The organism is Pseudomonas sp. MWU12-2037 (assembly GCF_023242345.1).
Lineage (GTDB): Bacteria > Pseudomonadota > Gammaproteobacteria > Pseudomonadales > Pseudomonadaceae > Aquipseudomonas > Aquipseudomonas gingeri_D.
The window spans coordinates 20,215-44,428 of the sequence record NZ_JALLIZ010000019.1; the positions used below are offsets into that span (position 1 = coordinate 20,215).

General features: G+C 59.5%; 21 protein-coding genes. 15 read left to right on the forward strand and 6 right to left on the reverse strand.

Annotation, left to right across the window (positions count from 1 at the left end):
• Positions 1 to 633: 633 nt before the first annotated feature.
• The 5 genes from mnmE to rpmH form a co-directional block, all read right to left on the reverse strand.
• The gene (gene mnmE / locus M5B42_RS25910) at positions 634 to 2,004 is read right to left on the reverse strand and encodes a tRNA uridine-5-carboxymethylaminomethyl(34) synthesis GTPase MnmE (RefSeq protein WP_103497166.1); all 1,371 of its coding nucleotides are present in this window, start codon (positions 2,002 to 2,004) and stop codon (positions 634 to 636) included.
• Between the two features lie 82 nt (positions 2,005 to 2,086).
• On the reverse strand, positions 2,087 to 3,769 hold the full coding sequence (gene yidC, locus M5B42_RS25915) for a membrane protein insertase YidC (RefSeq protein ID WP_248747423.1): 1,683 nt from the start codon (positions 3,767 to 3,769) through the stop codon (positions 2,087 to 2,089).
• Between the two features lie 2 nt (positions 3,770 to 3,771).
• Positions 3,772 to 4,017, reverse strand: a complete 246-nt coding sequence (gene yidD / locus M5B42_RS25920) for a membrane protein insertion efficiency factor YidD (protein ID WP_100939920.1) — start codon at positions 4,015 to 4,017, stop codon at positions 3,772 to 3,774.
• Complete coding sequence (gene rnpA / locus M5B42_RS25925) at positions 4,010 to 4,417, reverse strand: ribonuclease P protein component (RefSeq protein ID WP_178129707.1); 408 nt, start codon at positions 4,415 to 4,417, stop codon at positions 4,010 to 4,012. Before rnpA ends, yidD begins: the two co-directional genes overlap by 8 nt.
• 13 nt (positions 4,418 to 4,430) lie before the next feature.
• The gene (gene rpmH / locus M5B42_RS25930; protein WP_003213577.1) at positions 4,431 to 4,565 is read right to left on the reverse strand and encodes a 50S ribosomal protein L34; all 135 of its coding nucleotides are present in this window, start codon (positions 4,563 to 4,565) and stop codon (positions 4,431 to 4,433) included.
• 566 nt (positions 4,566 to 5,131) lie between these two features.
• On the opposite strand from rpmH, the gene dnaA reads away from it, so the two are divergent.
• The 4 genes from dnaA to gyrB are packed head-to-tail and all read left to right on the forward strand — an operon-like array spanning position 5,132 to position 11,355.
• On the forward strand, positions 5,132 to 6,652 hold the full coding sequence (dnaA, locus tag M5B42_RS25935) for a chromosomal replication initiator protein DnaA (RefSeq protein WP_248747424.1): 1,521 nt from the start codon (positions 5,132 to 5,134) through the stop codon (positions 6,650 to 6,652).
• A gap of 38 nt (positions 6,653 to 6,690) precedes the next feature.
• Positions 6,691 to 7,794 (forward strand): DNA polymerase III subunit beta, encoded by a 1,104-nt coding sequence (gene dnaN, locus M5B42_RS25940; protein WP_177103994.1) that lies wholly within the window; start codon positions 6,691 to 6,693, stop codon positions 7,792 to 7,794.
• 35 nt (positions 7,795 to 7,829) lie between these two features.
• Positions 7,830 to 8,933 (forward strand): DNA replication/repair protein RecF, encoded by a 1,104-nt coding sequence (gene recF / locus M5B42_RS25945; protein ID WP_100939924.1) that lies wholly within the window; start codon positions 7,830 to 7,832, stop codon positions 8,931 to 8,933.
• Between the two features lie 4 nt (positions 8,934 to 8,937).
• Positions 8,938 to 11,355 carry a DNA topoisomerase (ATP-hydrolyzing) subunit B gene (gene gyrB / locus M5B42_RS25950; RefSeq protein WP_103497171.1) on the forward strand — a complete coding sequence of 806 codons (2,418 nt, stop codon included), beginning with the start codon at positions 8,938 to 8,940 and terminating at the stop codon, positions 11,353 to 11,355.
• A 178-nt stretch (positions 11,356 to 11,533) separates the two neighbouring features.
• Here gyrB and M5B42_RS25955 read toward each other — a convergent pair whose 3' ends face one another.
• On the reverse strand, positions 11,534 to 12,793 hold the full coding sequence (locus M5B42_RS25955) for an ATP-binding protein (RefSeq protein WP_349292790.1): 1,260 nt from the start codon (positions 12,791 to 12,793) through the stop codon (positions 11,534 to 11,536).
• 354 nt (positions 12,794 to 13,147) lie between these two features.
• Here M5B42_RS25955 and M5B42_RS25960 point away from each other — a divergent pair, with 354 nt between their 5' ends.
• The 11 genes from M5B42_RS25960 (at position 13,148) to M5B42_RS26010 (ending at position 24,148) form a co-directional block, all read left to right on the forward strand.
• Positions 13,148 to 14,359 carry a methyl-accepting chemotaxis protein gene (locus tag M5B42_RS25960; protein WP_248747425.1) on the forward strand — a complete coding sequence of 404 codons (1,212 nt, stop codon included), beginning with the start codon at positions 13,148 to 13,150 and terminating at the stop codon, positions 14,357 to 14,359.
• 9 nt (positions 14,360 to 14,368) lie between these two features.
• The gene (locus tag M5B42_RS25965) at positions 14,369 to 14,737 is read left to right on the forward strand and encodes a response regulator (RefSeq protein WP_040071872.1); all 369 of its coding nucleotides are present in this window, start codon (positions 14,369 to 14,371) and stop codon (positions 14,735 to 14,737) included.
• Positions 14,738 to 14,779: 42 nt separating this feature from the next.
• Positions 14,780 to 15,079, forward strand: coding sequence for an STAS domain-containing protein (locus tag M5B42_RS25970; protein WP_103497174.1), 300 nt, complete (start codon positions 14,780 to 14,782; stop codon positions 15,077 to 15,079).
• Between the two features lie 58 nt (positions 15,080 to 15,137).
• Positions 15,138 to 17,396 (forward strand): chemotaxis protein CheA, encoded by a 2,259-nt coding sequence (locus tag M5B42_RS25975; protein ID WP_248747426.1) that lies wholly within the window; start codon positions 15,138 to 15,140, stop codon positions 17,394 to 17,396.
• Positions 17,393 to 19,054, forward strand: a complete 1,662-nt coding sequence (locus M5B42_RS25980; protein WP_248747427.1) for a methyl-accepting chemotaxis protein — start codon at positions 17,393 to 17,395, stop codon at positions 19,052 to 19,054. The genes M5B42_RS25975 and M5B42_RS25980 overlap by 4 nt, the downstream gene beginning before the upstream one ends.
• Positions 19,055 to 19,095: 41 nt before the next feature.
• Positions 19,096 to 19,629, forward strand: coding sequence for a chemotaxis protein CheW (locus M5B42_RS25985; RefSeq protein ID WP_248747428.1), 534 nt, complete (start codon positions 19,096 to 19,098; stop codon positions 19,627 to 19,629).
• 22 nt (positions 19,630 to 19,651) lie between these two features.
• On the forward strand, positions 19,652 to 20,458 hold the full coding sequence (locus M5B42_RS25990; RefSeq protein WP_248747429.1) for a protein-glutamate O-methyltransferase CheR: 807 nt from the start codon (positions 19,652 to 19,654) through the stop codon (positions 20,456 to 20,458).
• Between the two features lie 14 nt (positions 20,459 to 20,472).
• Positions 20,473 to 20,991, forward strand: a complete 519-nt coding sequence (locus M5B42_RS25995) for a chemotaxis protein CheD (RefSeq protein WP_248747430.1) — start codon at positions 20,473 to 20,475, stop codon at positions 20,989 to 20,991.
• The gene (locus tag M5B42_RS26000) at positions 20,960 to 22,027 is read left to right on the forward strand and encodes a chemotaxis response regulator protein-glutamate methylesterase (RefSeq protein ID WP_103497180.1); all 1,068 of its coding nucleotides are present in this window, start codon (positions 20,960 to 20,962) and stop codon (positions 22,025 to 22,027) included. The genes M5B42_RS25995 and M5B42_RS26000 overlap by 32 nt, the downstream gene beginning before the upstream one ends.
• A gap of 187 nt (positions 22,028 to 22,214) precedes the next feature.
• Positions 22,215 to 23,270 (forward strand): FtsH protease activity modulator HflK, encoded by a 1,056-nt coding sequence (gene hflK / locus M5B42_RS26005; RefSeq protein ID WP_177103984.1) that lies wholly within the window; start codon positions 22,215 to 22,217, stop codon positions 23,268 to 23,270.
• Positions 23,267 to 24,148 (forward strand): protease modulator HflC, encoded by an 882-nt coding sequence (locus M5B42_RS26010; RefSeq protein ID WP_103497181.1) that lies wholly within the window; start codon positions 23,267 to 23,269, stop codon positions 24,146 to 24,148. Before hflK ends, M5B42_RS26010 begins: the two co-directional genes overlap by 4 nt.
• Positions 24,149 to 24,214 lie beyond the last annotated feature (66 nt).

Consider the following 24,214-nt stretch of genomic DNA (forward strand, 5'->3'; position numbering starts at 1 on the left):
GAATAGGGTCGGCCCACTTTTTTGAGCCAGGTCGTCAAGTATAGGGACTTCCCCCCTCCTAAAGAACCCTTTGCACAAAATTTAACCAGCTGTGGATGACTCGCGAATAATAGAAATTAAAAAGAAAGAAATTTATAAGATCTTTGTTTTTATGTTTATTCTTAGTGGGCACCCTTTCTGTGGATAAGGTGCTACAGGCCTTATTTATCAATGTGTACAGAGATTCAAAAGTCTGTGGTCATCTGGCCACGAGGGTTTGGGATAACCGGCCTGAGCCTGTGGATTAAACCGGTGGTTATCCACAGACGGGTTCATCCTCAGTTTTCAGGCCCTGTTATCAACCGAGCTGAGGCAGGGTTATTCACAGGGCTTAATCCACAGAAAAACGTCTGATGGGGTAAATCCCAGGCAGCCGAAAGCCGCCGGAACGATCTGGAATCATCCGGCCGGCAAAGAAATGTAGGAGCGAGAGCGATCTTAGGGCGCCGCAATACCTGACGTAGCGGCATTCGATCTTGGGAACACAACGAAACCTGTAGGAGCATGGCTTGCCAGCGAAGCTTTTAGCGATCTCAGGAACGCTTTCGCGGGCAAGCCCTGCTCCTACAAGGGATACGGTTGCTGCAGGTAAGACTATTTACCGATGCAGAAGCTGGAAAAGATCCGCCCCAACAGGTCATCCGAGCTGAATGCGCCAGTAATCTCGCCGAGGAACTGCTGAGCATGACGCAGATCCTCCGCCAACAGCTCGCCAGCACCCGCCAAGGTCAACTGTGCGTGACCGTGCTCCAGGGCCGCGCTGGCATGCCGCAGGGCTTCCAGATGACGGCGACGGGCGCTGAAGCTGCTTTCGGAGGTCTGTTCATAACCCATGCAGGCCTTGAGGTGCTCGCGCAACAGCTCCAGTCCCTCGCCACCGACCTTGGCGCTCAAGCTGATGGTGACATGGCCATCTTCGCTGACTTCCATCGCCATGGCCTCGCCACTCAGGTCAGCCTTGTTGCGGATCAAGGTCACCTTGGCCGGATCAGGCCGCTGTTCGAGGAATTCCGGCCACAAGGCAAAAGGATCCACAGCCTCCGGTGCTGTTGCGTCCACCACCAGCAAAACCCGATCGGCTTCGCCAATGGCCTTGAGCGCACGTTCCACGCCAATTTTTTCCACCTGGTCGTCGGTATCCCGCAAACCAGCGGTATCCACCACGTGCAGGGGCATGCCGTCGATGTGGATATGTTCACGCAGAACATCGCGGGTGGTGCCGGCAATCTCGGTGACGATCGCCGCCTCGCGTCCGGCCAGGGCATTGAGCAGGCTGGACTTGCCAGCATTCGGCCGGCCGGCAATTACCACCGTCATGCCGTCGCGCAACAAGGCACCCTGCCCGGCTTCACGCATCACTGTGGATAACTCGTTGCGCACCGCATCGAGCAAGGCCAGCACATGACCGTCGGCGAGAAAGTCGATCTCCTCCTCGGGAAAGTCGATGGCCGCTTCCACATAGATCCGCAGGCCGATCAGTTGTTCGGTGAGGTTATGCACACGCATGGAAAACGCACCTTGCAATGAACGCAGGGCATTGCGGGCTGCCTGTGCGGAACTGGCCTCGATCAGATCGGCAATCGCCTCCGCCTGGGCCAGGTCGAGTTTGTCATTGAGAAAGGCCCGCTCGCTGAATTCACCTGGCCGGGCCAACCGACAGCCCAGCTGCAGGCAACGTTGCAGCAGCATATCCAGGACCACCGGACCACCGTGGCCCTGTAGCTCGAGCACATCTTCACCGGTAAAGGAGTTCGGACCCGGGAAATACAGCGCGATGCCTTCATCGAGCACATCACCGCTGCCATCCAGGAACGGACCGTAGTGGGCGTAGCGCGGTTTCAACTCGCGACCGGCGATGGCCAGTGCCGCGGTGTGCGCCAAAGGCCCGGAAATTCGGACAATACCGACCCCGCCACGGCCCTGGGCAGTGGCAACGGCAGCGATGGTTTCCCGAGGAATGCTCATGACGCAGGTCTCGACACTAGGAAATGACAGATAGCAAAACGCCCCACTAGGGGGCGTTTTGAGTGGTTATCCACAGAGTAGGTTACGCAGTGGCTTTCTTGGTAGCCGCTTCGATCTTACGTGTGATGTACCACTGTTGGGTGATGGACAGGCAGTTGTTCACAACCCAGTACAGCACCAGACCTGCAGGGAACCACAGGAAGAAGAAGGTGAAGATGATCGGCATCAGCTTCATCACCTTGGCCTGCATCGGATCCGGCGGAGTCGGGTTCAGACGCTGCTGGATAAACATGGTTGCGCCCATGATGATCGGCAGGATGAAGAACGGATCCTTGATCGACAGGTCGGTAATCCACAGGATGAACGGTGCCTGGCGCATTTCAACGCTTTCCAGCAACACCCAGTACAGGGAAAGGAAAACCGGCATCTGCACCAGGATCGGCAAGCAGCCGCCCAGTGGATTGATCTTCTCTTTCTTGTACAGCTCCATCATGGCTTGCGACATTTTCTGCCGGTCGTCGCCATGTTGCTCTTTCAGTGCCGCCAGTTTCGGCGCCACGGCACGCATGCGCGCCATCGATTTGTAGCTGGCCGCCGACAATGGGAAGAACAGACCCTTGATCAGCATGGTCAGGACAATGATCGAGAAGCCCCAGTTACCCAGCAGGCTGTGGATATGTTGCAGCAACCAGAAGATCGGTTGGGCGATAAACCACAGGATGCCGTAGTCGACCGTCAATTCCAGGCCTGGGGACAACTGTTTCAGCACGGCTTGGCTTTTCGGGCCGGCGTACAGAATGGCGCTGGTCTCGGTTTTCTGGCCTGGGGCCAGGGTCAGCGAAGGACCGGTGTAGCCAATGATGTAGTTGCCTTGGCTATCCTTGCGCGTGGTCACGACATTGCTGTCGCCCTTGGCCGGAATCCAGGCGGTCACGAAGTAGTGTTGCAGCCAGGCAACCCAGCCACCTTGAACGGTTTCCTTCAGCTGGCCCTTGTCGATATCTTTCATCGACACTTTTTTGTACGGCTCCGAACTTGTCCACAGGGCGGCGCCCAGGTAGGTCGCGGTGCCGGTGGCGGTGCTGGAGGAAGGATCGGCGCTGTTGTCACGTTTCAGCTGGGCGAACATCGCACCCGACCAGGGCTGGGCGCTTTCGTTGTCGATCAGATAAGACACGGTTACGTCATACAGGCCGCGTTTCAGGGTGAAACGCTTGATGTAATTGACGCCGTTCTCGCTGAATTTCAGGTCGACGGACAGTTGGTCCTGACCGTCAGCCAGTTGATAACTTTTCTGTGCCGAAGCGTACAGCGGGCGACCGGCCGAACTTGCATCCGGGCCGTTGGCGCCAATCAGGCCGCTCTGGGCCAGGTAGGTGCGCTCGCCACCGTTGTCGAACAACTGGAAAGGAATTTCCGGATGGTCCTGACGACGTGGATAAAGCGGCAGCTTCAGCTGGGCAACATCCCCACCTTTTGGATCGATAGCCAGGTCGAGCACATCCGTTTTGATATGGATGAGGTCGTTGCTGACAGCCACCGGCGTTTCAACAGGTGCGCTGGTGTCATTGGCTGCACGTGGAATGTCATCACTGGCGCTTGTTTTGTTGCCAGCTACCGAGTCCGGCAAGCCGGGAACGGTGGTGCTGGAAGCGACATTCTGGGTCGGCAGGGCAGCCTGACCGTAGTCCTGGTTCCATTTGAGGACCCCGACATAGGTCACGATTGCCAGGGCGACGATCAGGATCGTGCGTTTGATATCCATGATTACTCGGCCATCGAAGAAGAACGGGAGGTAGGGATTGGTGGAACCGGGTCATAACCACCGGCATTCCACGGATGACAGCGACCTAAGCGACGAACGGTCAGCCAGCCACCGCGCAGGAGTCCATGTGTTTCGATGGCTTCATACGCGTAGCAAGAACAACTGGGGTAGAAACGACAGTGATTGGCCATCAAGGGACTGATGGCATAGCGATAAAACTGGATCGGAACGAGGGCCAGTTTACGCATCTGGGCTGTCTACCCCCACAGTTTCGGTTTTGACTACCGGTACCGCTGGCGCCGTACGGGCCAAGCGTTTCCAGAGTTTGCCGAAATGCTGGATCAATTCAGGGTTTTCGATATCGCCCAGACCTTTGCGCGCGACGATAACGATGTCCCAGCCGACCAGTGAATCCTGGTGCAGTCGGAACGACTCGCGCATCAGACGTTTCAGGCGATTGCGCTCAACGGAGAGCTTGACGCTCTTTTTACCGATAACCAGCCCCAGACGGGGATGATCCAGATCGTTGTTGCGCGCAAGGAGCAGGAGATTTTTCCCCGGAACCTTGCCGGTGGGGGAGTCAAAGACTGCCTTGAAATGCCGAGGAGTAAGCAGACGCTTTTCCCGACTGAAGTCCTGACTCACCACCCGCGCCGGATTATCAAACTGCCAGACGAGCACGGCCTTTGGCGCGGCGACGCGACAGGACGGCACGACCGTTTTTGGTGGCCATGCGAGCACGGAAGCCGTGGGTGCGGGCGCGTTTGATAGTGCTGGGTTGGAAAGTACGTTTCATGGCGTTGCTACCTGGTTCGTCACAACGGGCCGGAATGGCCCCCGTTTTAAGAGACCGGGGATTCTAGAGAAAGCAAGCCCGCAGGTCAATTTCCAACCAGCTTTTACTTCATATAGATATTCGGCCCGATCTGCCTGGTACCCACCATGACCTAGATATAAGAATAAAGAAGGGAATTATTTAAAGCTTTTCTGTAAAGCTTATAGAAGCTTAGGAGGCCATTATCTGTGGATAAGTACCTTTAGGCCATGAAACACCTACTGTACAGAGGATGACAACTGGGTGGGTAAGCGGTGCTCCGCCTGTGCCGCGCTGTCGGATAAGCTGTGGGTGGAATGCCATGTTATCCACAGGCCAGTTACCCACAGACTTTCGCCCCCACTTGTGCAACGCCCTCAGGGGCGGTTATCCACAGAGCTTATGCACATACCATTGGTCGCTTTGTCCACCGATAAGCGGTTGATTCTTCAGGTTGTCCCTGCAACCTACATGTGGATAAGTGCTCGGCCTGCCGGTACAATGGCCGCTTGTTTTTGCCTCACCGGCTTTCAACTTAGGGGATATCCGTGTCAGTGGAACTTTGGCAGCAGTGCGTGGAGCTTCTGCGTGATGAGCTGCCTGCCCAGCAATTCAACACCTGGATCCGTCCACTACAGGTCGAAGCCGAAGGCGACGAGTTGCGTGTCTATGCACCGAACCGTTTTGTGCTCGACTGGGTCAACGAAAAGTACCTGGGACGTTTGCTCGAACTGTTGAACGAGCATGGCAACGGCCTGGCGCCTGCGCTTTCCTTATTAATAGGCAGCAAGCGCAGTTCCGCTCCGCGTGCCGCGCCCAATGCCCCGTTGGCCGCCGCGGCTTCCCAGGCCATGGCCGCCAGTGCTCCCGCGCCCGTTGTGGTGACTGCCATGCCGACCGCGCAGCCGGCACCGACCCCGAAGACGGCGGTCGAGGTCAGCCAGGAACCGTCCCGCGACAGCTTCGATCCGATGGCCGGCGCCAGTTCGCAACAGGCCCCGGTGCGCGCCGAACAGCGCACTGTCCAGGTAGAAGGCGCGCTCAAGCACACCAGCTACCTGAACCGCACCTTTACCTTTGAGAACTTCGTCGAGGGTAAGTCCAACCAATTGGCCCGGGCCGCGGCCTGGCAGGTGGCGGATAACCCCAAGCACGGCTACAACCCGCTCTTCCTTTATGGCGGCGTCGGCCTGGGTAAGACCCACTTGATGCACGCCGTGGGTAACCACCTATTAAAGAAGAACCCGAATGCCAAGGTGGTCTACCTGCATTCGGAGCGTTTCGTCGCGGACATGGTCAAGGCTTTGCAGCTCAACGCCATCAACGAGTTCAAGCGCTTCTACCGTTCGGTGGATGCCTTGCTGATCGACGACATTCAATTCTTTGCCCGCAAGGAACGGTCCCAGGAAGAGTTTTTCCACACCTTCAACGCCTTGCTTGAAGGCGGTCAGCAGGTGATCCTGACCAGCGACCGTTATCCGAAAGAGATCGAAGGCCTGGAAGAGCGCTTGAAGTCGCGCTTCGGCTGGGGCCTGACCGTGGCGGTCGAGCCGCCGGAGCTGGAAACCCGGGTCGCGATCCTGATGAAGAAGGCCGACCAGGCGAAAGTCGAACTGCCCCACGACGCGGCGTTCTTCATTGCCCAACGTATTCGTTCCAACGTCCGTGAACTCGAAGGCGCGCTGAAGCGGGTGATTGCTCACTCGCACTTCATGGGCCGCGACATCACCATCGAGCTGATCCGCGAATCCCTGAAGGACCTGCTGGCGCTGCAAGACAAGCTGGTGTCTGTGGATAACATTCAGCGCACGGTGGCCGAATACTACAAGATCAAGATTTCCGACCTGCTGTCCAAGCGCCGTTCGCGCTCGGTGGCACGTCCACGCCAGGTCGCCATGGCCTTGTCCAAGGAACTCACCAACCACAGCTTGCCTGAAATTGGTGATGTCTTCGGCGGTCGCGACCATACTACGGTCTTGCATGCATGCCGCAAGATCAACGAACTTAAGGAATCCGACGCGGACATCCGCGAGGACTACAAGAACCTGCTGCGAACACTGACCACTTGATGACACCAGCGCAGCTTATTAAGGCAAGGGACTAGACCATGCATTTCACTATTCAACGCGAAGCCCTGTTGAAACCCCTGCAACTGGTCGCAGGCGTCGTCGAGCGCCGCCAGACCTTGCCGGTGCTCTCCAATGTGTTGCTGGTCGTCGAAGGCCAGCAACTGTCGCTGACCGGTACCGACCTGGAAGTCGAGCTGGTCGGTCGCGTCCAACTCGAAGAGCCAGCGGAACCGGGTGAAATCACCGTACCGGCGCGCAAGCTGATGGACATCTGCAAGAGCCTGCCCAACGACGCCCTGATCGATATCAAGCTCGACGAGCAGAAGCTGGTGGTGAAAGCCGGTCGTAGCCGCTTCACCCTGTCCACCCTGCCGGCGAACGATTTCCCGACAGTGGAAGAAGGCCCGGGCTCGCTGACTTGCCAGCTCGCCCAGAGCAAGCTGCGTCGCTTGATCGAACGCACCAGCTTCGCCATGGCCCAACAGGACGTGCGTTACTACCTCAACGGCATGCTGCTGGAAGTATCGGCCGGTATTATCCGTGCCGTGGCCACCGACGGTCACCGTCTGGCCATGTGCTCGATGCAGGCCGATATCGGTCAGCCGGATCGCCACCAGGTGATCGTGCCGCGTAAAGGCATCCTCGAATTGGCCCGCCTGCTGACCGAGCCGGAAGGCAACGTGAGCATCGTTCTCGGTCAGCACCACATCCGTGCAACCACAGGCGAATTCACCTTCACCTCCAAACTGGTGGACGGCAAGTTCCCGGACTACGAGCGTGTTCTGCCAAAAGGCGGCGACAAGCTGGTCCTCGGCGATCGCCAGGCACTGCGTGAAGCCTTCAGCCGTACCGCGATTCTGTCCAACGAGAAGTACCGTGGTATCCGTCTGCAACTGGCCAGCGGTCAGTTGAAGATCCAGGCCAACAACCCTGAGCAGGAAGAAGCGGAAGAAGAAATCAGCGTCGACTACAACGGCGGTTCGCTGGAGATCGGCTTCAACGTCAGCTACCTGCTGGACGTGCTGGGCGTGATGACCACCGAGCAGGTGCGTCTGATCCTGTCCGACTCCAACAGCAGCGCGCTGGTGCAGGAGTCGGACAACGACGACTCCGCCTACGTCGTCATGCCGATGCGCCTGTAACGGTGTCGCGCCTGCCCATGTCCAGCCAACGCTAGATGTCCCTCAGTCGTGTTTCGGTCACCGCGGTGCGTAATCTGCAGCCGGTGACCTTCTCCCCCTCCCCGCGTATCAATATCCTTTACGGCGCCAACGGCAGCGGAAAAACCAGCGTGCTCGAAGCGCTGCATCTGCTCGGGCTCGCGCGCTCGTTTCGCAGTACCCGTCTGCTACCGGTGATCCAGTACGAACAACTTGCCTGCACGGTCTTCGGCCAGGTGGAGTTGGCTGAGGGTGGGCACAGCGCGTTGGGGATATCGAGGGACCGCCAGGGTGAATTCCAGATCCGCATCGATGGGCAGAACGCCAAGAGCGCGGCGCAACTGGCGGAAATCCTGCCGCTGCAACTGATCAACCCGGACAGCTTCCGCCTGCTCGAAGGGGCCCCGAAGATCCGTCGACAGTTCCTCGACTGGGGTGTGTTCCACGTGGAACCTCGTTTCATGTCGACCTGGCAGCGCTTGCAGAAGGCCCTGCGGCAGCGGAACTCATGGCTGCGGCATGGTACACTTGACGCCGCTTCGCAAGCGGCCTGGGACCGGGAACTGTGTCTGGCCAGCGCCGAAATCGATGAATACCGCCGCGCTTACATCAAAGTCTTGAAACCAGTCTTTGAGCAAACCTTGAGCGAGCTAGTCGAACTCGAGGGCTTAACGCTGAGCTATTACCGTGGTTGGGACAAAGAGAAGGAACTGAGCGCCGTGCTCGCCTCTTCCCTGCACCGGGACCAGCAAATGGGTCACACCCAAGCCGGACCACAGCGAGCTGATTTGCGTCTTCGATTGGGCGCACACAATGCCGCGGACATCTTGTCCCGGGGTCAGCAGAAACTGGTGGTCTGTGCCTTGCGCATTGCTCAGGGGCACCTGGTCAGTCAGGCCCGGCGCGGTCAGTGTATTTATCTGGTGGATGACCTGCCGTCCGAGCTGGACGAGCAACACCGTCGTGCACTCTGTCGCTTGCTGGAAGACTTACGCTGCCAGGTGTTTATCACCTGTGTAGACCACGAATTATTGAGGGAAGGCTGGCAGACGGAAACGCCAGTCGCTTTGTTCCACGTGGAACAAGGCTGTATCACCCAGACCCACGACCATCGGGAGTGAAGGCATGAGCGAAGAAAATACGTACGACTCGACCAGCATCAAGGTGCTGAAAGGTTTGGATGCCGTACGCAAACGTCCCGGTATGTACATTGGCGACACCGATGATGGTAGCGGTCTGCACCACATGGTGTTCGAGGTGGTCGACAACTCCATCGACGAAGCCCTCGCCGGCCATTGCGACGAAATCAGCATCATCATCCACCCGGATGAGTCCATCACCGTACGCGACAACGGTCGCGGCATTCCGGTAGACGTGCATAAAGAAGAAGGCGTTTCCGCGGCCGAGGTCATCATGACCGTGCTGCACGCCGGCGGTAAGTTCGACGACAACTCCTATAAAGTCTCCGGCGGTTTGCACGGCGTGGGTGTGTCGGTAGTGAACGCCCTCTCCGAATTGCTGGTGCTGACCGTGCGTCGCAGCGGCAAGATCTGGGAACAGACCTACGTCCACGGTGTGCCACAGGAACCGATGCGAACCGTCGGCGACAGCGAAACCACCGGTACCGAGATTCACTTCAAGGCCTCCGCCGAAACCTTCAAGAACATCCACTTCAGCTGGGACATCCTGGCCAAGCGGATTCGTGAACTGTCTTTCCTCAACTCCGGTGTCGGCATCGTCCTCAAGGACGAGCGCAGCGGTAAGGAAGAGCTGTTCAAGTATGAAGGCGGCCTGCGGGCGTTCGTTGAATACCTGAACACCAACAAGACCCCGGTCAACCAGGTGTTCCACTTCAACGTCCAGCGTGAAGACGGCATCGGCGTGGAAATCGCCCTGCAGTGGAACGACAGCTTCAACGAGAACCTGTTGTGCTTCACCAACAACATTCCGCAGCGCGATGGCGGTACTCACCTGGTGGGTTTCCGTTCCGCACTGACGCGTAACCTGAACACCTACATCGAAGCGGAAGGCCTGGCGAAGAAGCACAAGGTCGCTACCACCGGTGACGATGCCCGCGAAGGCCTGACCGCGATCATTTCGGTCAAGGTGCCGGATCCGAAGTTCAGCTCCCAGACCAAGGACAAGCTGGTCTCGTCCGAAGTGAAGACCGCGGTCGAACAGGAAATGGGCAAGTACTTCTCGGACTTCCTGCTGGAAAACCCGAACGAAGCCAAGCTGGTGGTCGGCAAGATGATCGATGCCGCCCGTGCCCGTGAAGCGGCGCGTAAAGCCCGTGAGATGACCCGTCGTAAAGGTGCGCTGGATATTGCCGGCCTGCCGGGCAAACTGGCGGACTGCCAGGAAAAAGACCCTGCCCTTTCCGAACTCTACCTGGTGGAAGGTGACTCTGCTGGCGGTTCCGCCAAGCAGGGTCGTAACCGTCGCACCCAGGCGATCCTGCCGTTGAAGGGCAAGATCCTCAACGTGGAAAAAGCCCGTTTCGACAAGATGATCTCGTCCCAGGAAGTGGGCACGCTGATCACCGCGCTGGGCTGCGGTATCGGCCGTGACGAGTACAACATCGAGAAGCTGCGTTACCACAACATCATCATCATGACCGATGCCGACGTCGACGGTTCGCACATCCGTACCCTGCTGCTGACCTTCTTCTTCCGTCAGCTGCCGGAGCTGATCGAGCGTGGCTACATCTACATCGCCCAGCCGCCGTTGTACAAGGTCAAGAAAGGCAAGCAAGAGCAATACATCAAAGACGACGACGCCATGGAAGAGTACATGACGCAGTCGGCCCTGGAAGATGCGAGCCTGCACCTGAACGAAGACGCACCGGGTATTTCCGGTGAAGCGCTGGAACGTCTGGTGAATGACTTCCGCATGGTGATGAAGACCCTCAAGCGTCTGTCGCGCCTGTACCCGCAGGAACTGACCGAGCACTTCATCTACCTGCCGGCGGTGAGCCTGGAGCAGTTGGGCGATCACGCCGCGATGCAGGAATGGTTGGCCAAGTACGAAGTCCGTCTGCGTCTGAACGAGAAGTCCGGCCTGGTCTACAAAGCCAGCCTGCGCGAAGACCGTGAACGTAACGTCTGGCTGCCGGAGGTCGAACTGATCTCCCACGGCCTGTCCAACTACGTCACCTTCAACCGCGACTTCTTCGGCAGCAACGACTACAAGACCGTTGTGACCCTGGGCGCGCAGTTGAGCACCTTGCTCGATGACGGCGCCTACATCCAGCGTGGCGAACGCAAGAAAGCCGTGACCGAGTTCAAGGAAGCCCTGGACTGGTTGATGGCCGAAAGCACCAAGCGCCACACCATCCAGCGCTACAAAGGGCTGGGTGAGATGAACCCGGACCAGTTGTGGGAAACCACCATGGACCCAGCGGTTCGCCGGATGCTGAAAGTGACGATCGAAGACGCCGTCGGTGCGGACCAGATCTTCAACACGCTGATGGGCGATGCGGTAGAGCCACGTCGTGACTTTATCGAGAGCAATGCGTTGGCGGTGTCGAACCTGGATTTCTGATCGGGTGTCGAGAAATGGAAAAAGGCCAATGCTTAGCATTGGCCTTTTTTTTTTGGTTTGGTAAAGCATTTCGGGATCAGGTTGCAGGAAATCGTTGCCGTGCCATCGGCTGAAAATGCGCCGAAATTAGAGACTGGCAGTCTGCTCATGCAACGGGCCGACTTTCTGCCGACGCTGTCTACCCTGCGCACCAAGACTCCGTTGTTATTTTTATCGGGATTTCAAGCGTAAAGGTCGCCCCCTTACCCACCCCCTCGCTACGCACGGTCAAACTACCGCCCATTTCATGTGCGGCCATCACGCAGCTATGCAGGCCAAAGCCGTGGCCGTCTTTGCGAGTGGTGAATCCATGGGAAAAGATACGTATCAGGTTTTCCGCTGCAATGCCCTCGCCGTTGTCCACGACCTGGATCTGAACGCTTTTTCCTGGCTCCCAATGCACGCGCAAGATGATCTGGTGTTGCCGTCCGGGTACTCCGCTCATTGCATGCTTGGCGTTGTTGATGAGGTTGATCAGTATTTCCAGCACCCGACGCTTGTCCAGCGACAGCACGGGCACCTCGGCCAACTCCCTCAGCACCGTCACCTCATGCGGAGGGGCGCTTATCTTCAGTGCTTCCTCAAACAGATCCTTTAGCTGTACCGGCTCGAGCAAACTGGACGCTCCGGCGTAGGCCTGTTGGGCCGCGACGATACCCTTGATATGGTTGATACCTTTGGTGAGCTGATCCAGCTCTTCGATAATCGCCTCTCGCTCCGCTGTGATGGCCTCCGCCAGCCTGAGCAGATAGTCGGGCAGCATCTTTCCTTTCTGGTCACCGGTAAGAAAGTCGCTCAAATCGTCGACGTGTTCGCTCATCAGATGAGCCACCTTGCCCAGCCCCTGGGCTTTGGAGCCGCGCACCCGGCTGCTGACCAGTTCCGCCGATATATTCACACTGTTGAGGACATTACCGATGTTATGCAGCACGTTGGTGGCGATTTCTGCCATGCCTGCCTGACGGGCCGTGGAAACCAGTTTGGCCTGGGTGTTTCTCAATTCGTCATTGACCTTGGCCAGCTGTTGCGGGCTCGGGATCAGCAGTGCCGCAGGGATCAGTTTGATCAGGAGTATGGCGGTGATACAGGAGGCGACCGCGGTAATGGCTTTGATCAGGGCCGAGAGCCAGTAGCTGGGATGCCATATGGTCCATATCTCCATTACATGGGTGCTGCCACACGCGAGGATAAATACCCCAAAGGCAGCGAACATCCAGTCAAACGGGATATCACGCCTTTTCCGGATAAAGTAGACAAGGGTGATCGGGATCGTCATATAGGCAAACGCAATCAGGGTGTCCGAAATAATATTCGTCCACAGCAGTTCAGGTATCCATAAATAGCAGTGCCCATGGGGCATGAATCCGTCGGAACGCAATAAGTTGGTCAGGTAATCCATTACGGTTCTCCCATCTCGTCATGTACTGCGTCCGTGAATCTGGAGCGTGGCCTTCGGATCCTGCATCACATGAAATGTAGTCGAGATATCAATTCTGTCCGTGATAGCCACCCGGTTGCGCGTTGGTGATGTGCCTCTCTTCACGATTTAAAGCAAATTTCCTCTTTTGTATTCAGCAAGCCCGTCTACACTCTAGGGTCTGTGCTGGTAGATGGCATTGTGCCTTATCCCGAAATTGGACGTTTTACCACTATCCGACGACTGACCCTGTGCCATGCTCAAGCAGGTCCGGGTCATGGCGGATAATCTTGTTGTTCAGTGGAGCTTTGTTCAACTGAGTCAGGGAGGAACCCCATGTCGTCATCCGACAATCTGCAGACTTTGCGGCCTATCCCCCAGGCCGGCGCTTTCTTTTGGATGCCCCTGGTCCCCGCTGCCTGTGCTGTGTGCGTGCTGCTGCTGAGCGACTGGCGTCCCGCCAACCTGGCCTGGTCGGCCGGCTTGTTGCTGGTGGGCGGTTTCGTTGGATTCCTGAGCCAGCGCCACTACCGGCAATTATCGGCCCGGATGTTGAGTGACACCCAAGCCGCCCAGACCACCACCGACACGGCACCCACCGGTGGCCTGGAGGCGGTCTGCCTCGAAGCCATTCCCATCTGGTCCCGGCAAATCGAAAGCTCACGCACCGAGACCGAAACCGCCATCATTGAACTGACCAGCCGTTTCAGCGCCATCGCCGAACATTTGCAACAGACTGTTGATAACTCCCAGGCGACGGCGGGCGATCTGGCCGACCACAACCAGGGCAGTGCATTGGAGGTCCTGGCCCAGAGCGATGCCGAGTTGCTGCATGTGATCGAGTCGCTCAAAACCATTCAGAAAAGTCGCGACGAGATGCTGGTACAGGTCCGCAACCTCACCGGCTACACCGGCGAACTGCGGGCCATGGCCGGTGAAGTGGCGGCCATCGCCCAGCAGACCAACCTGCTGGCGCTCAACGCCGCCATTGAAGCCGCCCGCGCCGGGGAAGCCGGGCGTGGCTTTGCCGTGGTGGCCGATGCGGTGCGGACCCTCTCCAGCCAATCCAGCGAAACCGGGCAGAAAATGTCCGCCAAGGTCGACATCATCAACGGCGCCATCACCCAACTGGTGGAGGCCGCGGCCAGCAGTACCGATCACGACAAGGATTCGGTGGCCGAGTCGGAAGCCAGCATCCAGGGTGTCCTTGAACGTTTCAAGAACATCACCGGCCAACTCTCAGAATCCGCGGCCCTGCTGCAACGCGAAGGCCTGGGGATTCGCGATGAGGTCACCGAAGTGCTGGTCAACCTGCAATTCCAGGACCGGGTCAGCCAGATCCTCGCCCAGGTCCGCAACAACATGGAAGCCCTGCTCCGCCACTTGCGCGAAGCCCAGGTGCCGGGTTCCACGGTGGTGGTCGATGCTCCCGCCTGGCTGGCGGAAATGGAGCTGACCTACGCCACCGATGAACAGCGGCGCAATCACCGCACGGGCAAGGTCAACGTCAATAAACCCACGAGTACCCAGGAAATCACCTTCTTTTAGGAGCCGGTCATGGCAAAGAATGTAATGGTGGTCGACGATTCAAGCAGTGTTCGTCAGGTAGTCAGCATCGCGCTCAAAAGCGCGGGATACGACGTAATCGAAGCCAGTGACGGCAAGGACGCCCTGGGCAAGCTGACCGGGCAGAAAATTCACCTGATCATCAGCGATGTGAACATGCCGAACATGGACGGCATCACCTTCGTCAAGGAGGTGAAAAAGCTGCCCAGCTACAAATTCACCCCGATCATCATGCTCACCACCGAATCCCAGGAAAGCAAGAAGCAGGAGGGACAGGCTGCGGGGGCACGGGCCTGGGTGGTCAAGCCGTTCCAGCCGGCGCAAATGCTCGCTGCCGTATCCAAGCTGATCCTGCCCTGAGCCTGGGCACTACCAGGACCGGGCAAACAGGGAGATTCGCGCATGCCGATCATTTGCCAAGCAGATACTTCGACTCCACACCTGGGGATCGAAGGCGAGATGACAATCTATACCGCCGCAGAACTCTATGGGGAACTGGCGCCGTTCCTGACGCTGGGCAGCCCCCTGGAGATCGACCTCTCGCAGGTCACTGAAATCGATGGCGCGGGCCTGCAACTGTTGATGCTCGCCAAGCGTGAAACCTTGCGTACGGGCGTTGCGCTGCAACTGAGCGGACACAGCCCGGCAGTGCTTGAGGTATTCGAACTCTGCGACCTGGGCGGGACGCTGGGGCAGCCGTGATCCAGGGCTACAAGCTTCCGCGGTTCTCTGACCCCGGGGCGATAAAAAGGACTCTATCGTGACGATCAATCTCGACCAGGCACAGCAGACTTTCATCGTCGAAGCACGCGAGCTGCTTCAGGACATGGAGTCATCGTTGTTGCAGCTGGAGTCCGAACCCGACGACAACGATGCCATCGGCGCGATCTTCCGTGCGGCGCATACCATCAAGGGGTCCGCCGGACTGTTCGGCTTGAGCCCCATCGTCGGGTTTACCCATATCGTCGAAGACGTGCTCGATCGCTTGCGCGACGGGGCCATCCAGGTCGATGGCGAGTTGATCGCCCTGCTGCTCAGAAGTGCCGACCATATGCTGGAGCTGGTTGAGGTCGTGGCCGGCGCGGGTGAGGCGATGAGCGACAGCGCCCAGGAGCGTGAGGTGGCGCTGCGCCAGGGATTGCAGAACTACCAGGCCGCCCGGGCGGCGTCTGTGGTGCCGGCGTTGATCGATATCCCGGTGGCCCAGCCGGTACCCGGCCAGGACTCGGTCAGCTCTGGCTATTGGCACATTTCCCTGCGTTTCGGCGCGGATGTGTTTCGCAATGGCATGGATCCGCTGTCCTTTCTTCGCTACCTGAATACCCTGGGCGAGATCGTCCATATCGTCACTCTCGCCGATACCCTGCCCGCCCTGGAGCAGTTCGATGCCGAGAGCTGTCACCTGGGCTTCGAGATCGACCTGGATTCCGATGCCAGCCGTGAAACCATCGCCGAGGCCTTCGATTTCGTGCGTGACGACTGCCAGATCCATATCCTGGCGCCCCACAGTCGGATGGAAGAGTACCTGCGACTTATCAATGCACTGCCTGAAGAACCGGCTCGACTGGGGGAAATCCTGACCCGATGTGGCGCACTGACGGCCAAGGAACTGGAAGACGGTTTGCGCGCCCAGCGCGAGCATGCCGAGGCGGCCGGGACAGCGGCCATGCCACTGGGGGAAATCCTGATTGAACAGCGGGTGGTCGAACCGGCCGTGGTGCAGTCCGCACTGGAAAAACAGGGCCGGCAGCGCGAGCAGCCCCCCCAGGCTACGGCGGTCGAGGCTCGCTTTGTCCGGGTCAATGCCGACAAGCTGGACGAGCTGATCAATCTGGTGGGCGAACTGGTCATCGCCAGCGCCGGGGCCAACCTGTTGGCGCGCGGCAGCTCGAACGGGCCGTTGCAGGAATCCACTTCGGTGGTGTCGGGACTGGTGGAGGAAATCCTCGACGGCGCGTTGCACCTGCGGATGATCCCCATCGGCGACACCTTCAACCGTTTCCGTCGTGTGGTCCGGGATGTCAGCCAGGAACTGGGCAAGGACATCGAACTGCTGATCAGCGGCGCCGATACCGAGCTGGACAAGACCGTGGTGGAAAAAATCGGCGATCCGCTGATGCACCTGCTGCGTAATGCGATGGATCACGGCATCGAATCCCCGTCGCTGCGCGAGGCCGCCGGCAAGCCCGCCAAGGGCCGGTTGCAGCTCAACGCCTTTCACGATTCGGGCAGCATTGTCCTGGAAATCGCCGACGACGGCGCCGGGCTGAACCGCGACCGGATTCTGCAAAAAGCCGTCGAGCGCGGCCTGGTCCCTGTCGGGGCGAACCTGACGGACCAGGAAATCTACAACCTGATTTTCGAAGCAGGGTTTTCCACCGCCGAAGCGGTGACCAACCTGTCCGGGCGCGGCGTGGGCATGGATGTGGTCAAGCGCAACATCACCCTCCTGCGTGGCACGGTGGATCTGGATAGCCAACCCGGACAGGGCACGGTCATTCGTATCCGCCTGCCATTGACCCTGGCGATCATCAACGGATTCCTCGTGGGCATCGGCCAGATCCACTACGTGGTGCCGCTGGAAATGGTCCAGGAGTGCATCGAACTGGATGCCCGGCAGCGTCAGGACATGTCGGGGAACAACTACCTGGACCTGCGCGGGGAAGTCCTGCCGCTGGTGCGTCTACGGGACCACTTCGGCCATGTGGGGCATAACGTGCGCCGCGAGAACGTGGTGGTGGTGCGTTGTGCCGAGCAAAAGGCCGGGTTGGTGGTCGATGACCTGCTGGGGGAGTTCCAGACCGTCATCAAACCCCTCGGCCAGTTGTTCAATGCACTGCGTGGCATCAGTGGCTCCACCATCCTGGGCAGCGGCGAGGTCGCGCTGATTCTCGATGTTCCGGCGCTGCTGGGGGAGCTGGTCCAGCGTGAAACCCGGCAGGCCGCTGTTTATTCCTTGACCGATAGCAAACCTGGCAACTCTGCCAACCACACCGCACATGGAGGGGCTCTTCAATGAAATGGTTCTACGATCTGAGAATAGCAACCAAGCTCATCGCTTCGTTTCTGCTGGTGTTGGTCCTGATGGCGCTGATGGGAGCGTTTGCTGTCATTCAACTGGGCCAGGTCAACCAGACGGCCACCGACATGCGCGACAACTGGCTGCCCTCCGTGCGCCTGTCCTCGGGCATTCGGTTTTTTGTCGCCAACTATCGGATCAAGGAGATTCGTTATCTGCTGGCCGAAGATTCGACGGAGCGGGCTCAGTATGAACAGGAGACTGCCGATGCCCGCAAGGAGGTCGACACCCGTATTGTCCGTTATGAGAAGGACGGCCTGATTTCCGGCCCCGCGGAACAAGCGCTGTTCGATACGTTCAAGAACGACTGGGAGACCTACCTGGCCAGCAGCAAGAAGATGCTCGCCGAGTCCCGGCAGGAAGGTGGGCGGGAGCAAGCCATGGCTGTTCTCAGGGGGGACTCGAAGCGAACCTTCGAATTGATATCCGCCGATCTGCTGAAAATAATCGAACTCAACGACACCGGGGCAACGGCCGCCAATCAACGGGGTAACGAGATCTATGCCAATGGACGGATGTCGATCATGGCCGCGGTGATCGTGGCCTTGCTTATTGGCATTGCCCTGGCGTTGTTCATTTCGCGGATCATTGCCACCCCGCTGAAAACCGCTGCCGGTATTGCCGGCCAGTTGGCCGAGGGTAATCTGGCGGTAACCATTGCACCGGGTTCCAAGGACGAGACCGGTCAGGTGCTCACGGCGATGCAGACCATGGTCGGCAAGCTCTCGCAGATTATCGGCGAAGTGCGCACCGCCGCCGACAACCTGGCCAGCGCCTCCGAGGAAGTCAGCGCCACCGCGCAGTCCATGAGCCAGGCCACCAGCGAGCAGGCTGCCAGTGTCGAGGAGACCAGTGCCTCCGTCGAGCAGATGAGCGCCAGCATCAACCAGAACACCGAGAACGCCAAGGTCACCGACGGCATGGCGAGCAAGGCGGCCAAGGAAGCCACCGATGGCGGTGATTCCGTGCAGCAGACCGTCCAGGCGATGAAGAAAATCGCCCAGCGCATCAGCATCATCGACGACATTGCCTACCAGACCAACCTGCTGGCCTTGAACGCGGCCATTGAAGCGGCGCGCGCCGGGGAACATGGCAAAGGCTTCGCGGTGGTGGCGGCGGAAGTGCGCAAACTGGCCGAACGCAGCCAGGTGGCCGCGCAGGAGATCGGCGAGCTGTCCACCAGCAGTGTCGAAATGTCCGAACGGGCCGGACGCTTGCTGGATGAAATGGTGCCTTCGATCAACAAGACCTCCGATCTGGTCCAGGAAATTACCGCCGCCTCCGAAGAACAGGCCGCCGGCGTGGCGCAGATCAATACCGCGATGAACCAGCTCAACCAGGTCACTCAGCAAAATGCTTCAAGCAGCGAAGAGCTGGCCGCCACGGCCGAAGAGATGAGCAGCCAGGCTGAACAGCTGCAGCAGGCGATGAGCTTTTTCACGCTGGAGGCGGCCAATGCGAGCGTGAACGTGGCGCAAGGCAAATCGCGCGCGGCCGGTGGCATGGCGCGATCGGTCGTACGGGCACCGCAACCGGCCCTGCACAAGAGTTTCGCCCAGGCCGTCGGCCCTGACGAAAGCGAGTTCACCCGGTTCTGAGCGACGCCTGGACGCGGACCCTTTTCATGCAGGAGAGCAACATGGGTGCATTAATGACTACCCGCCAGGCGGTGGCGGTGCCAACGCAGGAGGCGCAGTACCTGACGTTTCTGCTGGCCGGCGAGATGTTCGCCATCGGCATCCTGGGAATCAAGGAAATCATCGAGTACGGCCATGTCACGCCAGTGCCGATGATGCCCGCCTTCGTCCGTGGCGTGATCAACCTGCGCGGTGCCGTGGTGCCGGTGGTGGACCTGGGCGCGCGCTTCGGGCAGCAGTGTTCGAGCGTGACCCGGCGCAGTTGCGTGGTGATTATCGAAGCCAGCGATGATGACGGCCGGGCCCAGGATATCGGCTTGCTGGTCGACACAGTGTCCGAGGTGCTGGAAATTCCGGCGGCCGAGGTCGAACCGCCGCCGAGCTTCGGTGCGCGCATTCGCGCCGATTTCATCAGTGGCATGGCCAAGGTCGAAGGCAAGTTCGTCATCGTCCTGGACGTTGACCGGGTGTTGTCGGTGGATGAGATGTCGCAGCTGGCGGAGGTCGGTGGCAGCCACGTGCACCCGGTGCCGTAAGTGGTGAACAAGGAGTATCAGGTTGAACGGCATCAAGCTCGAGGATCGTGAATTCACCCAGTTCCAGGCCTGGCTCTACGGCGCGGCGGGCATCAGCTTGTCGGCCGCGAAAAAGGCCCTGGTCGCCGGGCGTCTGTTCAAGCGCCTCAAGCATCACGAACTGGACAGTTATGATGCCTATTTCAAACTGATCATGGGCAAGGAGAACGCTGGTGAGCTGCAGGTGGCCCTCGACCTGTTGACCACCAACGAGACCTACTTCTTCCGCGAGCCCAAGCACTTCGACTTCCTGCGCCAACAGGTATTACCCCGCGCCGCGCCGGGAAAGACCTTCCGGGTGTGGAGCGCGGCCAGTTCCTCGGGCGAAGAACCCTACAGCCTGGCCATGACCCTGGCCGAGGGCCTGGGCAGCACGCCGTGGGAGGTGATCGGCTCGGATATCAGTACCCAGGTGCTGGCCAAGGCCCGCAGCGGGCACTATCCGATGGAACGGGCGAGCAACCTGCCGCCCGCGCTGCTGAGCCGCTATTGCCTCAAAGGCATTGGTCAGCAGAGCGGCACCTTCCTGATCGACAAGAGCCTGCGTCAGCGGGTGAGCTTTATCCAGGTCAATCTGAACGACACCCTGCCGCAACTGGGGGAGTTCGAGGTCATTTTCCTGCGTAACGTAATGATCTACTTCGATCAGGAGACCAAGCGCAAAGTGGTCAACCGTCTCTTGCCGTTTCTGCGGCGCGGCGGTTATTTCATCATCAGCCATTCGGAAAGCCTGCACGGCGTCAGTGACGCGTTCAAGCTGGTGGCTCCCTCCATCTATCAAAAGCCATGAAGGCCGCTATTGCCATGGACGTCGAAGAAATCTACCTGGCTCCCGGAAGTCTGTGCTTTCGCAACAGCCCTACCCGTATCCACACCCTGTTGGGGTCGTGTGTTTCCATGATCCTCTGGCATCCGGTGCGTAAGCTCGGCGGGATATCCCATTGCCTGCTGCCCGGCCGCCGACAGCGCGGCGAGGTCCTGGACGGTAGTTATGTCGACGAAGCTTTCGAATGGTTGATGCTGCACATTCAGGGCTATCGGAGCGAGGCCCGCGAGTATCAGCTGAAGTTGTTCGGTGGTGGTGAGATGTTTCCGCAACAGTCGCGTGACTATGCCGCCGGTGATATCGCCGGCCTGAACTGCGCGGCCGTCACCCAAATCGCCGAGCGTCTGCGCTTGTCACCCAGTGCCATGGACCTGGGGGGAACCGGGCACCGCAGCCTGGTCTTCGACACCTGGAGCGGCGATGTCTGGGTTCGGCATCTCTCTTTGCAAACGCTGGAAGGCAGTCATGAAAAAAATAAGCGTTTTGCTGGTCGATGATTCCGCCGTGGTCCGGCAGGTGCTGATGGCGATTCTCGGCCAGGCCCCGGATATCGAAGTGACGGTCGCCGCCGACCCGATCTTCGCCATGGATAAAATGGCCAAGGCCTGGCCGGACGTGATTGTGCTGGATGTGGAAATGCCCCGCATGGACGGCATCACCTTTCTGAAAAAGATCATGGCCGAGCGCCCCACCCCGGTGGTCATCTGCTCCTCGCTGACCGAACGCGGCGCCGAGACCACCTTGCAGGCGCTCGCGGCCGGAGCTGTGGATATCATCACCAAGCCACAAGGCGGCGTTAAGAACTTCCTGCTGGAGTCCGCCGCCCATCTGCTCGGCGCCGTTCGTGGCGCGGCCGGTGCCAATGTCAGGAACCTCGCACCGCGCGCCGCCGCACCGCGCCTTGAGGTGGCCAGCAAGCTGAGCGCCGATGCGATGTTGTCGGCGGCCGGCAGCCAGGCGATGGCCCAGACCACCGAGCGCATTGTCGCCATCGGTACGTCCACGGGTGGGACCCAGGCGCTGGAGGCGCTGCTCACCGTACTGCCCAGAGTCTGCCCGGGGATCGTCATCGTTCAGCATATGCCGGAGAAATTCACCGCCTCCTTTGCCCAGCGCCTCAACGGGCTGTCGCAGATTGAAGTCCGCGAGGCGCAGAACAATGATCGGGTGTTGCCCGGCCTGGCGCTGATCGCCCCGGGCGGCAAGCACATGATGCTGGTGCGTAACGGCGCCTACTACCACGTGCAGGTGGCGGACGGCCCGCTGGTCAATCGCCATCGGCCGTCGGTGGATGTGCTGTTTCGCTCGGTAGCCAAGTTCGCCGGGAAGAACGCCACCGGCATCATCATGACCGGCATGGGCGACGATGGTGCCCGTGGCCTCAAGGAAATGGCCGATGCCGGTGCCGCGACCGTGGCCCAGGACGAGGCCAGTTGCGTGGTGTTCGGCATGCCCAGGGAAGCCATCAAGCTGGGTGCCGCCAAACGTGTCCTGTCCTTGCAAGACATGCATCTGGCGGTGCTGGGCAAGTAGCCTGGGTTCACTCCGGTTCCAGCTCTTCTCCTGGGAATATTTCCCAATCAGCACATTTGCAATCCAGGCGCTTCAATCATTGCGCCAAGTCAGGAGTCATTCAGGACTCGGCTGTATGATGTTGCGCAATATTTAGTAATAGAATCTTTGATCCGTTTCCCCGGCCAGCCGCCTCCAGGATAAGACCATGTCCGACCCGCAGCCCTTGACTCCCCTGGAACCGGAAAAGTCTTCCGCCTCATTGGGCGAGCAAGCCCGCGCGATGGGCCTCAAAGCCAATCGTTTCGTTGCCCTCACGGGACTGCAAGGCAAAGGTCTGGCACTGGTGGTCGGGTTGCTGGCGTTTGTCTGGATCGTCGGTGGCATCTACAAGGTCCAGCCCGACGAGCAAGGTATCGTCCTGCGCTTCGGCAAATGGGTCGACACCACCGAGGCGGGTTTGCATTACCACCTGCCCTTCCCTATCGAAACGGTGTTGCTGCCCAAGGTCACCACGGTCAACCAGCTGCAATTGGGCCACGCTCCCGCGCTCGGCCTGAACGACAGCAGCCTGTCCCGCGACAAGCAGATGCTCACCGGCGACGAGAATATCGTCGAGGCCGATTGCGCGGTGTTCTGGCGGATCAAGGACGCCGGGCAGTTTCTGTTCAGCATGGACAAGCCCGAATTCGCCATCAAGCTGGCCGCCGAGAGTGCCCTGCGCGAAGTGATCGGGCGTACGCCGATCCAGGCGGCCCTGTCGGACAAGCGCCAGGAGATCGCCGAGGAAACCAAGACCTTGTTGCAAGGCTTGCTCGACGATGAAAAAGCCGGCGTGCTGATCACCCAGATCCAGTTGCAGCGCGTCGATCCGCCACCGGCGGTGATCGATGCGTTCAACGATGTGCAGCGGGCCCGGGCCGACCAGGAGCGCGCGCGCAACGAGGCCGAGTCCTACGCCAACGACATTCTTCCGCGGGCCAGGGGCGAAGCGTCCCATATCAACCAGGAAGCCGAGGCCTACAAGGCCCAGGCGGTCAATCTGGCCGAAGGCGACGCGAAAAGCTTCCTGGCGGTGTACGAAAGTTATGCACAGGCCAAGGAGGTGACCAGCTGGCGCCTGTATATGGAAAGCACCGATGAAGTGCTGAAAAAAGCCTCCAAGGTGATCATCGATACGTCCGGCAAAGGTGTCTCGGGCGTGGTGCCCTATATGCCGCTGTCGGAACAGGACAAGCGCCCGGCCAAGGAGCAGACCCGATGAAACCGCGGATTCGTATGGCCCTGGTGATCCTCGCGCTGGTTGTCCTGTGGACCCTCGGCGCCTCGCTGTATACCGTCGATGAAGCCCAGCAGGCCCTGGTGGTCCGGCTCGGCGCGCCGACCGCGCCGGTGCGTACGCCGGGGCTGAAACTCAAGGTGCCGCTGATCGACACCGTGATCTATTACGACACCCGCATCCTGACCCTGGCACCGCCTTCCGAGCAGGTGATCCTCGGTGACCAGAAACGCCTGGAGGTGGAAACCTATGCGCGTTATCGCATCGTCGACCCGCTGCGTTTCTATCAGGCCCTGCGTACGGTGGACCAGGCCAATGCGCAACTGGCCCAGTTGGTCAGCTCGTCGCTGCGCCGCGAGCTGGGGCAGGTGATGCTCAAGTCGCTGTTGTCCGCCGAGCGGCCGAAGATTGTCGAGCATATCCAGAGCGAGGTGGTGGAGAAGGCCAGGCCCCTGGGCATCGAGGTCACCGAAGTGCGTTTTCATCGCGCTGACCTGCCGTTCGAAACCAGCCAGGCGATCTATGACCGGATGAAATCCGAGCGTCAGCGCGAGGCCAAGGAGCTTCGCGCCCAGGGCTTCGAGTGGGCGCAACAGATCCAGGCCAATGCCGAGCGTGAACGGGCGGTGCTGATCTCCGAAGCGCAACGGCAAAGCCGCATCACCCATGGTGAAGCCGATGCCCTGGCGAACCAGATCTCGTCCCAGGCGTTCAACAAGGACCCCGAGTTCTACAAGCTCTACCGCAGTCTGCAGACCTATCGGCAGTCCTTGTCCGAGTCCGCGCCGACGCTGGTGCTGTCACCGGATACGGCGTTCCTCAAGGATTTCAAAAGCGGCCCGCAGGTGAATAGCCGACCCTGACGCCCACCGAGGGTTGATGAACGGTTTTTTTGCCATCCACGGACGCACGCCATGAGCCGGGAACAG

Coding starts and splice junctions, on each gene's coding strand:
- gyrB (WP_103497171.1), top strand. CDS start 8,938: ATGAGCGAAGAAAATACGTACGACTCGACCAGCATCAAGGTGCTGAAA.
- recF (WP_100939924.1), top strand. CDS start 7,830: ATGTCCCTCAGTCGTGTTTCGGTCACCGCGGTGCGTAATCTGCAGCCG.
- M5B42_RS25955 (WP_349292790.1), bottom strand. CDS start 12,793: ATGGATTACCTGACCAACTTATTGCGTTCCGACGGATTCATGCCCCAT.
- M5B42_RS25980 (WP_248747427.1), top strand. CDS start 17,393: ATGAAATGGTTCTACGATCTGAGAATAGCAACCAAGCTCATCGCTTCG.
- M5B42_RS25985 (WP_248747428.1), top strand. CDS start 19,096: ATGGGTGCATTAATGACTACCCGCCAGGCGGTGGCGGTGCCAACGCAG.
- dnaN (WP_177103994.1), top strand. CDS start 6,691: ATGCATTTCACTATTCAACGCGAAGCCCTGTTGAAACCCCTGCAACTG.
- M5B42_RS26000 (WP_103497180.1), top strand. CDS start 20,960: ATGAAAAAAATAAGCGTTTTGCTGGTCGATGATTCCGCCGTGGTCCGG.
- M5B42_RS25960 (WP_248747425.1), top strand. CDS start 13,148: ATGTCGTCATCCGACAATCTGCAGACTTTGCGGCCTATCCCCCAGGCC.
- hflK (WP_177103984.1), top strand. CDS start 22,215: ATGTCCGACCCGCAGCCCTTGACTCCCCTGGAACCGGAAAAGTCTTCC.
- M5B42_RS26010 (WP_103497181.1), top strand. CDS start 23,267: ATGAAACCGCGGATTCGTATGGCCCTGGTGATCCTCGCGCTGGTTGTC.
- rpmH (WP_003213577.1), bottom strand. CDS start 4,565: ATGAAACGTACTTTCCAACCCAGCACTATCAAACGCGCCCGCACCCAC.
- M5B42_RS25965 (WP_040071872.1), top strand. CDS start 14,369: ATGGCAAAGAATGTAATGGTGGTCGACGATTCAAGCAGTGTTCGTCAG.
- yidD (WP_100939920.1), bottom strand. CDS start 4,017: ATGCGTAAACTGGCCCTCGTTCCGATCCAGTTTTATCGCTATGCCATC.
- mnmE (WP_103497166.1), bottom strand. CDS start 2,004: ATGAGCATTCCTCGGGAAACCATCGCTGCCGTTGCCACTGCCCAGGGC.
- yidC (WP_248747423.1), bottom strand. CDS start 3,769: ATGGATATCAAACGCACGATCCTGATCGTCGCCCTGGCAATCGTGACC.
- M5B42_RS25970 (WP_103497174.1), top strand. CDS start 14,780: ATGCCGATCATTTGCCAAGCAGATACTTCGACTCCACACCTGGGGATC.
- M5B42_RS25995 (WP_248747430.1), top strand. CDS start 20,473: ATGGACGTCGAAGAAATCTACCTGGCTCCCGGAAGTCTGTGCTTTCGC.